This window comes from bacterium (Candidatus Blackallbacteria) CG13_big_fil_rev_8_21_14_2_50_49_14, from assembly GCA_002783405.1.
GTDB lineage: Bacteria > Cyanobacteriota > Sericytochromatia > UBA7694 > UBA7694.
This window is the reverse complement of record PFGG01000061.1, coordinates 20,288-34,424: the sequence shown is the minus strand read 5'-3', so window position 1 is coordinate 34,424 and position 14,137 is coordinate 20,288. Positions and strand designations below refer to the sequence as shown.

The following is a 14,137-nucleotide window of genomic DNA, read 5'->3' as shown; positions in this document are numbered from 1 at the left end:
GTTGGCCGTTAAGACTTAGTCTTTCACTTCCATTGTATTTTGCTCGAAGACTGAGCGGAGCATGGGCAGAGAGGCTGCAGGAACACGTTCTTTCAAAAGTTGATAGGCATCCAGAGCCGTATTGATGGCAGGTTTATTGGCCTGACCGAAGGCACTGAATATTTCTTTCAAAGAAAGGTTTAAGTGATCGGCCTGATCTTCATGGGTATCATAGAGATCCCAAATCACAGACGCGACTCTCCATTCGTTGCGGTTGCCTGGGCAGACATCACTGGGGGTATTTTCAATTCTGATCGGCGCTCTTCGGGGCACAAGTGAGGAGCCGAAATGGGCGTCTTGAGCATTGCGCTCAAGCTGGACAGCTCCCGAAAAAAAGGTTGCAAAACCTTCGGAAAAGGCCAGCGTGCCGTTATAGCATTCGTCTATTTTGTGTTGTCCACCTGTGGAGTTGGCATTGAGAGCTTGATCATAAATCGCATGCCCAATTTCATGTCCATTGACATCCCATTGCTGTGCCCCGGTCAGGTTCACAGTGTAATAGCTATAATAATCACCCGATCCTGGCCAAATGGTTTTGATGCGGGTTTTCCACCAGCTTAAATCCATTTGTTCACGTGAAAAGAGCCGAAGGGCCCGATTATAAACTTCGTGAATCAATCCCACTTCAGAATTTTTTGTGCCTTTTTCAAGGGCATAAACGCCTGTATCCAGGGCATTTTGTACTTGAAGACTGGGGCCTTCCCAGGAATAACGTTCAATACTCCAACGCGGATTGGCAAAACTATAGCGAATTTGATAGGCTCCGGGGGCAGGGGCAATCAGACTCCAATGCCCTTCAGCATCGGTAATGGCTTGGGCGACAGCGCGGGAACCCTGATACAAACTCACAGTTGCATTGGCAGCAGGAATCAATTGAGCTTGCAGATCATAGTATTTAAATTGGCCGACCAGCTCCAAACGGTTGCTTGCAAGTGGGAGAGGAGACTGTCTGTTTAAGGAGACAGCACGGAAAATCAGTTGATTTCCTTCTCGTTTCGCTTCTTTTTCAAGAATGGGAATTTGATTGACTTTGACAGGTGCACTGATATCGCTGTCATCGATCACGTGACCAGCGCTTTGCGCACGCAGAGCAAGGCTGTTCGCAAGCGGTTGAATTTGGGGTTGTGGGGCGCAGGCTGCAAGCATCAGGGCAGATGCGAGTGTTGCAAGGTAAATTCGCTGAAGCATGGGGATTCCTTCCAAGGTGATCAGAATCTAAACATGCGTATTTTACGCTATCTAGGCCTGCAAGACCAGCTTCATTTTGATATTTGGATTTATTTCAGCGAACTGATCCCAAATTCTGGTGCAGATGCATCGCTGCTGCTGACAAAGAGCAAGGGGGTTGAGGATATATAAGTTAGCGTGCGATCTGAGCCTGGAGGCGTCGCTGTAAAGCGAAGGTAATAACTGCCCGCAGGTTTATTGCTGAGATTCCAGAAAATTTCTGGCAAGGCACTGCCACCCATCGGAGTAAAGGGGCCCGCAGCACTTTTTCCATAGGCCCAGCCATAATTAAAGGCTCGGCCTCGGGTATCAAATTGTGCTTTGATTGTGACATGTTCAGTGGTTTTAATCCGACCTGAACTGGGGTCAAGACTGAAAAAGGGTTGTTTCTCTAAAATCTGTACAAGCGGTTGTTCAGAGATAAAACTCACTGCTGATTTGCTGCCTGGATCTGAAATGTCTAACTTGATATAATAGCTTCCGCTTTGGGTGGGGTACCAAGTTACCGTCGACAGTGCCTGAGATTCTAAGGAGGGAAGTGGGGTAAATGGGCCAGAGGCATTGGTGGCATAGGACCAGGCGTAGCTGCCATTTGCGACTTGTATACTTGAACGCAAAGTAACAGCCTGTCCGAGTTGTAGGTTTGCAAGTTGAGGTTCAGTTTGAATCGCGTCACTGCGATCTGAAACTGTGACCAGTGAGTTGGCTGATACAAAGGTGGCAAGACTGCCATCTGCTCTGGGGGCTTCGGCTCTCAAGTAAAAACTTCCCGAAGCGGGGGGGGTCCAGAGTATTTTTTTACCCGTTGCAGGGATGGGTAAGAAGGGGCCTTGTGAAGTGCTCGCGTAGCTCCAAATAATATTTTCAGAACTGCTATCATTCAGACTGATGTTTACGCTGCTGCCTTTTAAGAGACTGGCTGGGCTGGGATCTGTCGTAAAGACGGCATCACTGTCGCGGACACTGACCAAACTTTTTGATGAGGTATAGCTTACGCTTTGATTGGTTTTGGTATTGAAAGTGCGCAGGCGCAGATAAAAATCGCCGGTAAGATTCGGAGTCCAACTGATATTTTTTCCACTGCCGGGTATGGGTGTAAAACTGGCTTGGGGACTGAATCCATAGAACCAAGTATAGCTGAGTTCTGGTGAGTCAACCAATTTTGCACTTAAATTGACAGATTCACCTCTGATTAGAGAGCCAGATGCAGGCAGCGTTTCAATCACGGAGTCTGCTGGAGATACCTGAACCAAGGCTTTTGAAGAAGTGTAAGTAGAATTGCCTTGATCTGATAATACCTGAAGTCTGAGAAAGTAACTTCCGGCACGCGGGGGTTCCCAGGTAATCTGTGCACCTTCTTCAACAATGGGGCTGAAACTGGCTTGGGTTGAAACTGAATAGGACCAGAGGTAGCGTAGATTGGGAAGATTTTCTAATTCAGGCAGATTGGCTTTTAGCTTGATTTTTTCTCCTTCCAGAATCACACCACTTGTGGGTTCTGTCAGGGCAAGATGATCACTGTCAAGTACTCTCACCAAGGCTGTGGGAGAGGTATAGCTAGAAGTGCTTTGGTTTTTCTTGTGCCGCATTTCTAAGTGAATAAAATAATTACCGATTTTAGCAGAATCCCAACTGATGGTATCTGAGTTTCCACTGATGGATTGCCAGGGGCCAGCTGAAGCTGTTGCAGCAGACCAGAAAAAGTCATAGTCAGGAATTTTGCTGGGATCTTTAAAGTTTGCTTTTAAACGAAGCCGGGTTCCTTGGGTAATATTCATCGCCGGTTGAACCTCAATGGCGGGGGTTGCCAATTCCAGTTCAGGGCCGGTTTCAAGGAGAATAGAATAACTGAAACGTCGATCGCCGACGATTAAAACTGGGAGTTCACCTTCTCCGCTGATCGGCCGACTTGAGCGGTAAGGAAACGTCAGTGTTCCATCGGAGTTGCGAGTAATCGGAATTCTGGCTTTGGTGGTATCAAAGACAATTTCCAAAAGGCTTGCATTTTTGAGGGCTTCTGGTAACTTATCCACCTCAAGAATGGTAAGCGTAGCCGCTTGCAGTGAGGAACTTGCTGCTTGAAAATTGGCTCGAATCTGGAGAGTGGGTTGATCTTTGCGTTCAGCAATCAGTGCTGAAGGGGAATCACAGGCAGACAAGATACTGAAAGCCAAAATAAGCGAGGTAGTAAGGCCAGACAATTTTTTCATGGGTCTCTTCCAGATTAAACTATGAATTATTTTACTATCTAAAATACTTACTACCTAAAATACCATGGAAAAGAGACCGGTGGCGAGAGTTTCTTTAGGATTTCGATGAGAAGAGAGCCATGAGCAGCCAAGCCAGCAGAAAACTCAATCCACCCAGGGGGGTGACAGCGCCCCAGGCCTTGATACCTGTGAGCGCTAAAAGATAGAGACTGCCTGAAAACAAGAGAATTCCCAGATTAAAAAAAAGTGAAACCCACTTCAATTTTGTTTTTTCTGGAGACAGATTTTGAAGCACGCCGGTCAAGAGCATGGCCAAGGCGTGATAGAGCTGGTATCTTACCCCTGTCTCAAAAATCTGAAGAAAATAGGGATCCAGACGGGTTTTTAAGGCATGTGCACCGAAAGCCCCCAATCCAACCCCCAGAAAACCCCAAAAGGCTCCCAAACGGATAGACTGGTGGCTTTCAAATGGAAGTTTCATTTGCTGAATGCTTCGTAAGTGCCAATTTCTCCGGGCTTGCGTAACATTTTGTCGACTTCAGTTGCGTGTACCACTTCATCATGTATTAAGCGGCGCGCATATTCTTCAAGGGTAATCGATTTGCCTTCAACCAAGGACAATAATTCCCGATAGGCTTTAATAGATTCCTGCTCATGGTACATGGCTTCGCGGAGAATATCGCCAATATCATGTTTATGGGTTTCAAGCAGGGGGCCAATTCCCAAGGAGGGATGCCCGCCCAGACTGGTGATCAGCTCGCCAGCTTCCAAAGCATGGGCCATGGATTCATTGGCCTGTTCCCGTAACCAGGATACAATTGGGATTCTGCTATAGCCAAAAACCATTAAGGAATAATGGGTGTAGCGGACCATTCCCGCCAATTCCATTTCGAGAATATGGTTTAGTAAGTCAACGACTTTTTTCTTTTCAACATCTTGTTCAAACATGGGTTCACTCCTGAAAAAAAATGGGCTTCTCGGCCTGCCTCATTATACACCGATGCGTGATGGGGATTATGTTATACTTGCCTTTAGAATGCCGTTAAAATGGCTTAGCATATGACGATGAGGGAAACCCAAAGGAACGCAATGCAGGTTGAAAATGATCCTTCACGAAAAAGGCGATCGGGAACTGAAAAAGTTCAATCTGCGCGTCAGGGCCTTGCCCGCTCAGAGCAAGGCCAAGGTTTTCATCAGGTTTTTTCAGCCGGTGCCTCCCAAATTCGTGAAGGACTTGAAGTTCTACAACAACAGGTTGACGCGTTGGGGGATGAATTATTGCAGAACCCCTCTGAAAGAGCATTGATCAGCTATACCCAGGCTGTACGCAACTTTATCCGCAAAGCCCAGGGCCAAGCCTTTGCCGTTGAGCGAAATTATGATCGTCACAACCGTTTGTATACTTTGGTCAGAGAGGTGGATCAACATCTCGCTGTTTTGACGGATCAGGTCCTGTCGGGGCAGTGGAAAGCGCTTGAAATGGCTTCACGCTTGCAGGAAATACGTGGAATTCTTTTGGATATGTATATTTAATGTTGAAAACCTTGATTTCATTGAGTCTCTTTGGTCTACTCTTGGGGTTGAGCGGAACCTGCTGGGCCACTGAAAGTGCTTGGCCTGTACGTAAGGACGCTTTATTTCTTGAAATTCAACCCCAATGGGGCAGCTATTCTAACGACGAACCCTCAGCAGTACAAGAACTCAAGTCTACCACCCGTGTCGAGTTTGGTTATATTGAAAAAGGTGTTTTCGCTTTTGAGGTTCCTTTTCGGGCCTTGGCTCGCCAAGCCAGTGAAAATCTGGCCTCCGGATTTTCGACTCAAAGTACAGCCAATGCCTTTACAGATTTGTGGATTGGCCATTATTACCAAATCTTTGAGGAGCCCTTGAGCTTGACCCTGCGCACGGGTTTATCGCTGCCTTTGGGGTATGCGCTGGATACCCAGCCTGTTTTGGGAGAGGGGCAATTAAACTTGGATATGGCCATCTTAGCAGGTTATCTCTTGAAGCCTTTGCCGGCCTATCTTCAAGCGGGTACTGGCTACCGTCTGAGAGGCAATTACAGTGCTTTGCATATTCGACGCCAAGTTGCTCTGGCTGCAGGAAAGACCCTCGATAAGCCTTCTGACCAACTTGAGGCCTTTGCCGAAGCCGGCTATTGGCTTCACCCTGCCCTTTTGCTTTCGTTGGGAATTGATGGGGATTTTGGGCTAACACAGGAAAATGCACTGCAACAATCCAGCCTTTATTTTCGTCCCCGTTTGGCCTGGCGCATTCAGCCCGATTTTGATCTTTCCCTGCAATATGATCAGCCGCTCTGGACGCAGAACCTGCCGTTTATAAGCTCTTTTAGACTGGGGGCCCACCTTCGCTTTGGCCAGGCTCAGGATAAAACGACTGGTTTGCGGGGGGGCGAAACCGAAGCCGATTTCAACACGCCATGATTCCCTGGGAGATTTTACGCTCCCAATTGGGCGAGGAGCGTGTGATTACCAATCCTACGCTTTGCCGGGCAATGGCCTCAGACGCCAGTTTTTATCACCTTATTCCCCAAGCTGTGGTCTATCCTCGTTCTGAATCCGATATTCAGGCACTGTTTCAATTCAGTCAAACTGAGCAGATTCCGCTGACCTTTCGTGCGGCAGGCACCAGTCTCTCTGGTCAAGCCATCAGTGAGGGGATTTTGGTGGGTTTGGCCCGTGATTGGCGAAGTTTTGAAGTTTTAAATGCAGGTGAACAGGTAAGTTTTCAACCCGGCGTGGTGGCTGGGCATTTAAATGCCGCGTTGAAGCCCTGCGGAAGAAAAATTGGCCCAGATCCGGCTTCCATCAATGCCTGTATGATGGGGGGGGTGCTTGCCAATAATGCCAGTGGCATGTGTTGTGGGGTTGCTCAAAATGCCTACCACACCTTGGCTTCGCTCCGATTTATTTTACCTTCTGGTCATCTCCTTGATACCTCAGACCCCGATGCCGAGCAATTATTTGAAGCTGAATTGCCCGAACTTGCAAAAGAATTGCGCCTGATGCGTCAGGAAATTCATGAGCATCCCGCTTTGTTGCAGCTGATTCGTCAAAAGTATCGGCAAAAAAACACAATGGGTTACAGTCTGAATGCCTTTGTGGATTTTGAAACGCCCTTGGAGATCCTCAGCCATCTTCTGATTGGCTCAGAGGGAACCTTGGCCTTTATCTCAAAAGCGGTTCTGAATACTGTCGCTGACGCGCGCTTAAAAATGACAGGATTGCTTGTCTTTCAAGATATACAGTCTGCCTGTTATGCAATTCCTTCACTTTCAACTTTGGGGGCCCAGGCCATCGAATTGATGGACAGGGCTTCGCTGCGGGCGATAGAATTACAAACCGAATTGGAGTGGATCCAGGCTTTACCTGAAGCGGCAGCCGCTTTGCTGGTGGAATTTCAGGCCCATGAAGAAACGAGCCTTCACTCCCTGCAAGCTCAACTTGAAGACTTGCTGAAATCCTGGCCCTTGCTGGCCGCAACTGAGTTTACACGGGATCAGAAAAAACAAGCGGAGCTTTGGAAGATTCGCAAAGGGCTTTTTCCCTCTGTGGGGGCCGTCAGGGCGCAGGGGACCACCGTGATTATCGAGGACTTTGCCGTTTCCCTGGAGGTGCTGGCGGAAGCGGTTACTGAGTTACAGGAATTATTTCAACGCTATGCCTATCAGGAAGCGATTATCTTTGGACATGCCAAAGATGGAAATCTGCATTTTGTCATCACCCAATCGTTTAATCAGCCCGATCAGATTCAACGCTACCATGATTTTATGGCCGATCTTGTCGCCATGATCGTCTCCAAATTTCAGGGGGCTTTGAAAGCAGAACATGGGACAGGTCGGAATATGGCCCCCTTTGTTGAAACAGAATGGGGGCCTGAGGCCTATGCCCTGTTTAAACGCTTGAAAAAGCTTATCGACCCGATGGGGTTTTTAAACCCTGGCGTGATTTTGAATGATGATTCCCAGGCCCATGTTCAAAATTTGAAAACCTTACCTGTGATTGAAGCTGTGGTGGATCAATGTATTGAATGCGGATTTTGCGAAAAACAATGCCCCAGCCGAAACCTCAGTCTGACTCCCCGTCAACGGATTGTGCTGAGAAGGGAAATGCAGCGTTTGAAACACGATCCAGCCCAGGCTGGGCTTTTAAAAGTTTTACAAGAGGATTACCCGTACTATGCTCTGGATACCTGTGCAACCGATGGACTTTGTGCCTTGGCCTGCCCTGTTAAAATTGACACGGGTCTTTTGGTCAAACAATTGCGTTCTGAATCCTGTTCAGATTTTAAACAGGCAATGGCCCTTCGCATGGCAAAACAATTTCCGCTGCTTGAAAAATCTCTGCGTTTGGGGCTTCAATGGGGAAAGTGGGGGCACCACACGCTGGGGACTCACAGGATAAATCAGCTGAAAAAGCTGTTTTTAGATGCTCTCTTTGATTTGCCCGATTGGCCCCCTGAATGGCCTGAGCCGAAACCCTGGCAACCCCTTGCTGTCTCAAATCTTTCAGCAGATGCTGTCTACTTCAGTTCATGTATTACCCGAAATTTGGGTTACGAAGCTGAAAATCCTTTGCCTGAAGTGCTGCATCGGCTTTGCAAAAAGGCGGGGATTAAACTCGCTGATATTCCCATGGGACACTGTTGTGGTCTGCCCTTTGGCTCAAAGGGACTGCATGAAGCGGGCAATTACCTGCGCAATCAAAGCATCGACATGCTCTGGCAGCATTCTGATTTTGGGCGACTGCCTGTCTTGGTGGACAATAGCCCCTGTACCTGGCAGTTGCTCAGTCAACCCGAGGGGCTGAATCCTGAAAATCAATCTAGAATCCAAAAGCTGCGCATTATCGACAGCATTGTGTTTGCCCTTGAGTTTCTACTCCCCAACCTGAAATTGCAACCCATCCATGCAAAAGCTTGGGTGCATCCGGTTTGTTCAGTTCAGAAAATGGGAATTGAAGACCAACTGCTCAGTTTGGTTTCAGCATGTGTGACCCAGGCTGAAATTCCGCAAGCTGCTGGTTGCTGTGGTTTTGCCGGGGATCGGGGGTATTGGGTTCCTGAATTAACGCAATCGGCCTTGAAAGACGAGGCTTCAGCCCTTGAGCTTCAATCTTCAGCTGACTTCTATTGTTCCAGCAGCCGTACCTGTGAATTGGGCCTGGAACGCGCCACTCAAAAAGCCTGGCATTCTTATCTCTATCTTTTGGACAGGGTCAGCGAGGCCTGATCAATTCGGCGTGCAGGCCTGGTTTCGAATCCCTGCAAATCCCCCATTGCCATTAAACCAGAGTTTACAAACCTGTCCTCCTTTGACACCCGCTGGCCAATCCATCATGACAATATCCCCATGGGAACCCAAAAACGATACTCGGGTTAAATCTTCGCCCCAAAAAAAGAGGTGATTGATTTTAAAGACCTGTTTAAATTCTGCGGAGTCTGTAGTTCGTGCGGCTTCAAGGTCAAGTTCCTGATTCTGCTTGAGCAAGGCATTGCGATTTGCCGCGCTTAAACTGAGGTCTTTCCAGGCTTTGAAATAATATTTTGATTTCTCTCCCTGGTTGAGCAGGATACCGATTGGATCTTGCGGGCTTGTCATGGCCTGAGCGGGAAGTTCAGCAAAAACTGTCTGAAAGACAAGCGTGAGCGAAAGGAAAAGGCCCGTTTTAAATGGATGCAACATAATTTACCCTTCTGGTTTTCACTGATTTTAACGAATCTGGCGCAGAGATACAAATTCTTTCTTCTTCGGAAGACGTTTAATAGTTGGTTTGTTATACTCACTAAGTCTGTAAGACTTTCCTATTTATAAAAAGGAACCCAAGCATGCCATCAAGATTCAGCCTGACAAAGCCTGCTCTTCTCTCTTTTCTTCTCCCTGGCGTCTTAAACGCCTGTGCATCGCCTTCACAGTCTGGCGGCCCCCAAAGCCCGAGGGTTTTGGGGGCTGCGCTTTCGAAACAAGCAGCCTTCAACTGGACAGGCAATGAAAAGATAGAGCTTCTGTCTGGAGAGGGCGATTCAGATTTTAAAGAGGGTGGGCCTCAAGAAGCGCAGTTCAGCTATCCTTGGGATATTGTGCAGGGGCCAGATCTTTTTTTTTATGGGGTCGATCGCTTTAACCACAGAATTCGCAAAATAAGCCAGCAAGGCCAGACAACTACCTTTGCGGGGCAGCGTGCGCCAGGATATCAAGATGGGCAAGCTGCCCAAGCCCAGTTTGACAATCCTGTGGGCTTGACCGTGGATCAGGCTGGAAATCTGTATATTGCTGATTCAGGCAACCATTTGATTCGCAAAATTGATGTCAAAGGAAATGTCAGTACCTTGGCAGGTGTGCCCAAAAAATCTGGATTTCAGGATGGAGAGGCACAGACCGCCTTGTTTTCAAGCCCCAGTGGACTCTGTCTGGATGCGCAAGGTAATCTTTTGATCGCCGACAGCAACAACCACAGAATTCGAAAATTAAGTGCTGATGGCAAAACCGTTTCTACACTGGTAGGCAGCGCTGAAAAGGGTTTCTTAAATGGGCCTGCGCTAGAAGCCCGACTCAATTCCCCGCGTGATTTGGTCGCTGATTCGCAGGGAAACCTGTATATTTCTGACGGATTTAACCATGCGATTCGTCGCTTGGGCAAGACAGGAATGCTTGAAACCTGGGTTGGAAATGGCTCCCCCGGAGATCAAGAGGGGGTGGGTGAACAGGCCCGTTTGAATGAACCCCGAGGGCTGGATCTTGATCAGGCAGGAAACCTGTATATTGCAGATTCTGGAAATCATCGCATTCGTTTGGTTTCACCTGATCGGAGTCTTTCAAATTTTGCGGGCAATGGGCAAGGCCGTTTTCAGAATGGGTCTCTTAAAGAAGGAAGTTTTGCAATGCCTTCTGGTTTGGTTCTGACTCCTACGGGGCTGGCGATTGCCGATACCCAAAATCACAGAATTCGCATGATTCGTAGGGCTCAAAAATGATTGATTCCGCCTATCAAACCTATGTCAGACCCGAACTGGGGCAATTGTTAAAGGCTCTCCAGCTCGATAAATATTACCATCGGGGTGAAGGAGCCTATCTTTTCTATCAAAAAGACGGTCAAGAAATCCCCGTATTGGATTTGATTGGGGGCTATGGCGCTACCCTCTTTGGACACAATCATCCGGATTTGGTTTCGGTTTTGCAAGCAGAATTGACAGCTCAACGGCCTTTTCTGGCCCAAGGGAGCGAACGGCGTGAAGCTGGGCTGCTTGCCGAAGAGCTGGATAAACGCTTGGCCGAGATTACGGGAAAACACTATATCAGTGTCTTTGTAAATTCAGGGGCTGAAGCCGTTGAAGCTGCTTTGAAACATGCTGAATTGGTGTATCAGAAGCGTCTCAAAGCTTTTCAATTTGAATTTGAACAGGCCCTTCAGCTTCTAGACCAATACCCTGTGAAACTGACTCCTGAGACAGAGGCCTGCTTAAGTGGATTAGGCCTTGCAACGACTCAAGCAGCCTTGAGCGCGTTCTTAAATCAAAAATTTAAAGCCTATTTTGAGACCGAGCCGATTTTACTTGCTTTGGAGCATGGTTTTCATGGCAAAACAACAGCAGCCCTTCAGTTGACCCATGGCAAAGAGTACCGTGAACCTTTTTCGCGTTTGGGGGTGCCTGCTTTTTTCTTGGAACCCGGTCAGAGCCAAGGATTGCGTGAAACGATTTTAAATTGGCAATCTGAATGGTATCTCCCGATACTTGGCAAATCTGGTTTGAGTCTTCAAGCCAAACAAGCCAGCCGGGTGCTTGCGCTCTTTGCTGAACCCTTGCAAGGTGAGGGCGGGATTTTAAGCATTTCACCTGAGTTTATGCAGAGTTGTCGCAGCTTGGCTTCTGAATTTAAATTCCCTTTGATCCTCGATGAAATTCAGTCAGGTATGGGCAGAACCGGTCAATTTTTATACTCTCAGACCCAAGCTATTGTGGCCGATACCTATCTGCTTTCGAAAAGTCTGGGTGGGGGGCTGACCAAAATGGGGGTTGCTTTGATTGCGAAAGAGGTCTATCAACCTGAATTCAGTCTGATTCACAGCTCTACTTTCGCTGAAGACCCGCTGAGTTCCAAAGTCGCCCTGGAGAGCCTGTCTTTATTGGATCGCGAAGAAATTCCCAGACGCTGTGCAGAAATGGGTGAGCAGCTCAAACAGGGATTTTTGGCTTTGAAAGAAAGGTTCCCCACCGTTGTAAAGCAAGTAAGAGGCAGTGGCCTCATGTTGGGGATTGAATTCCATCTTATTACAGAGAGTTCTTCTCCTGCTCTAAATATGCTGGCTGAACAAGGACTTTTGGGCTATGTTTTGGCTGGGTGGTTGCTTCATCATGCCCAGATTCGGGTTGCTCCCACCCTGAGTAATCCGCAAACCTTGCGTTTGGAACCCTGTTATTTACTGACCCAGGAAGCGCTTGAAAAGATCTTCAAGGCCTTTGAACGCCTTTTTCAAATTTTGGCTGAAGCCCAGATTGCTGCCCTCACTGGCTATTTGGTGGGCGCAGATTTAGATTTTCAACCTTTACCTGAGAAGCTGTATTCAGGCGTTTCGATCGCGGCAGAGGATGAAAAACTTCCCCAGGTGACCTTTCTGGGGCATTTTATTAAACCAGAACATGTTCCCCTCTGGGATCCCGGATTGGCTGTGTTTTCTGCGCAAGAATTGAAACTATTTTTAGATCAGTTGTGGCCTTGGGTGGGCCCTCAAATCTATACCCGCCTCAAAGTTACTTCCGAGTTGGGGACTTCTGTCATTTTAAATTTTATGGGCCTATGTCTCGATTCTGAGATTATGCACCGTCATTTGGAAAGCAGAAAGCTGGCACCCGTTCAGAATTTGGTCCAAGAAGCTGTGGACATTGCCCGTTCAAAACACCATCAGGTTTTGGGGCTGGGGGGCTATAATTCAATCGTAACCTTCAATGCAACCACGCTTCTGAGCCAGGAACTGGCATTAACGACGGGTAATGCGCTGACTGTCGCAATGGGCATTGAAGCCATGCTCACTGCTGCCCGAAACAAAGAGATTGAACTGAATACAGCGCGGCTTGCTGTGATTGGTGCGGCTGGAAATATCGCAAGTATTTATGCTGAATGCATGGCCGGGGAGATTGCTCAGATTGCTTTAATTGGCAGGCCGGGCAGTGAAAGCAGATTGGAGAAGACAGCCGATAGAATCTATGCTGAGGTTTTAAGATCTTTTGCTTCCCCACTTCCCCTGAAAGGAATCGCTGCCAGCTTAAGTTCGCTGGGTGTTGATTTTGCAGAGTTTCTGGCTCCTGTCGAAGAACGGGGACTTTGGAGAAAATTCACTGAATTGCTGGGTAAGCTTGCCCCGATTCAAATTTGTACAGACTTCTCCGCTTTGGCGAGTTCAGAATTGATTCTGGGGGCAAGTAATTCACCCGAGCCCGTTATTTTTCCCCAAGTTTTGGGGAAAGGTGCCCATATCATTTGCGATATCTCTGTTCCGATGGATACGTCTGCAGAGGTCAAACTTCAATGTCCGAATGTAGATGTGATCTTGGGGGGCTTGGTGCAATTGCCCTTGAATCCAGATTTTTATGTGCCTGGCATTCCCCTTGAACCTGGCTATTCCTTTGCCTGTATGGCTGAAACTCTCCTAATGGGTTTGGAAGGCATCCAGCAAAACTATAGCCATGGACGATTGCATAAACAGCAGGTTGAACAGATCAAAAAAATAGCGGATAAGCATGGTTTCAAATTGGGGCGTCCCCGACTTGAAGCCAGTTTTTAGCTCAGGTCTTGAGGCTTGCACCATAATAAATTGCGATCAAGGTCAGCAAGGCACCACTCGCTTCGCGGGCACTCAAGGGGTGGTGGAAGAAGAGTACATCCCAAACCAGAGCCAATGCAGGTTGCAGTAAAAGAATTAAACTTCCCCGAGAAGCAGGAACCTGCGCCAAGCCCTTGCTGATGAAGAGCCAAGCCAAACCTTGAATAAAAATACCATAGGCTATCAAGATCAGCCAAAGATTTCCTGATGCCAAAGCAATGGAGCTCTTTTCCATTTGCACGGTCATGAAAAGGATCAGCAAAGAGCTGAAGGTATTCCAGAGCATAACCGGGGAAGGGCCTTCGGGATTTGTTTTGCGATGGTTTTTTTCTGCCGCTCTTAAAACCAAGAGATAGAGGGAGTAACTGATCGCGGCGAGCCCCCCCAGTAAGATTCCGGCTGGGCCATCGCTGAGCGAGTTCCAGGAAGGCCCCACCACCAGCCAGAGACCTAAAATTGCAGTAGGAATTGCTATCCAGAGACGGGGATGGGGTTTTTCTTTGAGCACCGCCCAACCGATCAGGGTAACAAAAAATATTTGGCAATTGGCTAAAAGAGTAGCCAAACCCGGTCCAATTAAATGAATTGAACGCTGCCAGAAGAGAATATCCAAAGCGAAAAAGAGGCCTGCTCCCAGCGCGAGTTTAAAGGTTTTTGAGTCAACTTTGCAGTTTTGGCGCCGAAAAAATCCAATCAATATCAGCACGAAGAGTCCAAACAACATGCGATAGAAGCCGATCACAGCGGAGGGAAGATCGACAAGACGCACCAAAACAGGCGCAAAACTTATGATAAAGGCCCCAGCCAGTAAAAAATGCATGG

General features: G+C 47.8%; 11 protein-coding genes. 5 read left to right on the top strand and 6 right to left on the bottom strand.

Going from position 1 to position 14,137, the window contains the following annotated elements:
- Positions 1-15 precede the first annotated feature (15 nt).
- The 4 genes from COW20_14980 to COW20_14965 all read right to left on the bottom strand — a co-directional run bounded on the left by COW20_14980 (position 16) and on the right by COW20_14965 (position 4,424).
- Positions 16-1,227, bottom strand: coding sequence for a hypothetical protein (locus tag COW20_14980; GenBank protein PIW46731.1), 1,212 nt, complete (start codon positions 1,225-1,227; stop codon positions 16-18).
- Between the two features lie 89 nt (positions 1,228-1,316).
- The gene (locus tag COW20_14975; GenBank protein ID PIW46730.1) at positions 1,317-3,476 is read right to left on the bottom strand and encodes a hypothetical protein; all 2,160 of its coding nucleotides are present in this window, start codon (positions 3,474-3,476) and stop codon (positions 1,317-1,319) included.
- Between the two features lie 94 nt (positions 3,477-3,570).
- On the bottom strand, positions 3,571-3,957 hold the full coding sequence (locus tag COW20_14970; GenBank protein ID PIW46729.1) for a DUF423 domain-containing protein: 387 nt from the start codon (positions 3,955-3,957) through the stop codon (positions 3,571-3,573).
- A complete protein-coding gene (locus COW20_14965; protein ID PIW46728.1) occupies positions 3,954-4,424 on the bottom strand; it encodes a bacterioferritin in 471 nt (156 codons plus the stop codon). Before COW20_14965 ends, COW20_14970 begins: the two co-directional genes overlap by 4 nt.
- A 111-nt stretch (positions 4,425-4,535) precedes the next feature.
- Between COW20_14965 and COW20_14960 the strand changes: the two genes are divergently transcribed.
- Genes COW20_14960 through COW20_14950 form a run of 3 tightly spaced genes read left to right on the top strand, consistent with a single transcriptional unit; the run spans position 4,536 to position 8,727 of the window.
- Positions 4,536-5,009, top strand: coding sequence for a hypothetical protein (locus COW20_14960; GenBank protein ID PIW46727.1), 474 nt, complete (start codon positions 4,536-4,538; stop codon positions 5,007-5,009).
- Positions 5,009-5,920, top strand: a complete 912-nt coding sequence (locus tag COW20_14955) for a hypothetical protein (GenBank protein PIW46726.1) — start codon at positions 5,009-5,011, stop codon at positions 5,918-5,920. The genes COW20_14960 and COW20_14955 overlap by 1 nt, the downstream gene beginning before the upstream one ends.
- On the top strand, positions 5,917-8,727 hold the full coding sequence (locus COW20_14950) for an FAD-binding oxidoreductase (protein ID PIW46725.1): 2,811 nt from the start codon (positions 5,917-5,919) through the stop codon (positions 8,725-8,727). The genes COW20_14955 and COW20_14950 overlap by 4 nt, the downstream gene beginning before the upstream one ends.
- Here the strand turns inward: COW20_14950 and COW20_14945 are convergent, their stop codons facing one another.
- Entirely contained in the window at positions 8,728-9,180 is a 453-nt protein-coding gene (locus COW20_14945) for a hypothetical protein (protein ID PIW46724.1), read from the bottom strand.
- A 143-nt stretch (positions 9,181-9,323) separates the two neighbouring features.
- Between COW20_14945 and COW20_14940 the strand changes: the two genes are divergently transcribed.
- Together COW20_14940 and COW20_14935 are read left to right on the top strand one after the other, a co-directional pair.
- Entirely contained in the window at positions 9,324-10,469 is a 1,146-nt protein-coding gene (locus COW20_14940) for a hypothetical protein (protein PIW46723.1), read from the top strand.
- Positions 10,466-13,276, top strand: coding sequence for a hypothetical protein (locus COW20_14935; GenBank protein ID PIW46722.1), 2,811 nt, complete (start codon positions 10,466-10,468; stop codon positions 13,274-13,276). Before COW20_14940 ends, COW20_14935 begins: the two co-directional genes overlap by 4 nt.
- Position 13,277: 1 nt before the next feature.
- Here COW20_14935 and COW20_14930 read toward each other — a convergent pair whose 3' ends face one another.
- Complete coding sequence (locus COW20_14930) at positions 13,278-14,135, bottom strand: EamA/RhaT family transporter (protein PIW46721.1); 858 nt, start codon at positions 14,133-14,135, stop codon at positions 13,278-13,280.
- Between the last annotated feature and the right edge of the window lie 2 nt (positions 14,136-14,137).

What these genes read in the sequence shown, in the direction of transcription:
- COW20_14980 (PIW46731.1), bottom strand. Translation starts at nt 1,227, where the DNA reads ATGCTTCAGCGAATTTACCTTGCAACACTCGCATCTGCCCTGATGCTT.
- COW20_14975 (PIW46730.1), bottom strand. Translation starts at nt 3,476, where the DNA reads ATGAAAAAATTGTCTGGCCTTACTACCTCGCTTATTTTGGCTTTCAGT.
- COW20_14970 (PIW46729.1), bottom strand. Translation starts at nt 3,957, where the DNA reads ATGAAACTTCCATTTGAAAGCCACCAGTCTATCCGTTTGGGAGCCTTT.
- COW20_14965 (PIW46728.1), bottom strand. Translation starts at nt 4,424, where the DNA reads ATGTTTGAACAAGATGTTGAAAAGAAAAAAGTCGTTGACTTACTAAAC.
- COW20_14960 (PIW46727.1), top strand. Translation starts at nt 4,536, where the DNA reads ATGACGATGAGGGAAACCCAAAGGAACGCAATGCAGGTTGAAAATGAT.
- COW20_14955 (PIW46726.1), top strand. Translation starts at nt 5,009, where the DNA reads ATGTTGAAAACCTTGATTTCATTGAGTCTCTTTGGTCTACTCTTGGGG.
- COW20_14950 (PIW46725.1), top strand. Translation starts at nt 5,917, where the DNA reads ATGATTCCCTGGGAGATTTTACGCTCCCAATTGGGCGAGGAGCGTGTG.
- COW20_14945 (PIW46724.1), bottom strand. Translation starts at nt 9,180, where the DNA reads ATGTTGCATCCATTTAAAACGGGCCTTTTCCTTTCGCTCACGCTTGTC.
- COW20_14940 (PIW46723.1), top strand. Translation starts at nt 9,324, where the DNA reads ATGCCATCAAGATTCAGCCTGACAAAGCCTGCTCTTCTCTCTTTTCTT.
- COW20_14935 (PIW46722.1), top strand. Translation starts at nt 10,466, where the DNA reads ATGATTGATTCCGCCTATCAAACCTATGTCAGACCCGAACTGGGGCAA.
- COW20_14930 (PIW46721.1), bottom strand. Translation starts at nt 14,135, where the DNA reads ATGCATTTTTTACTGGCTGGGGCCTTTATCATAAGTTTTGCGCCTGTT.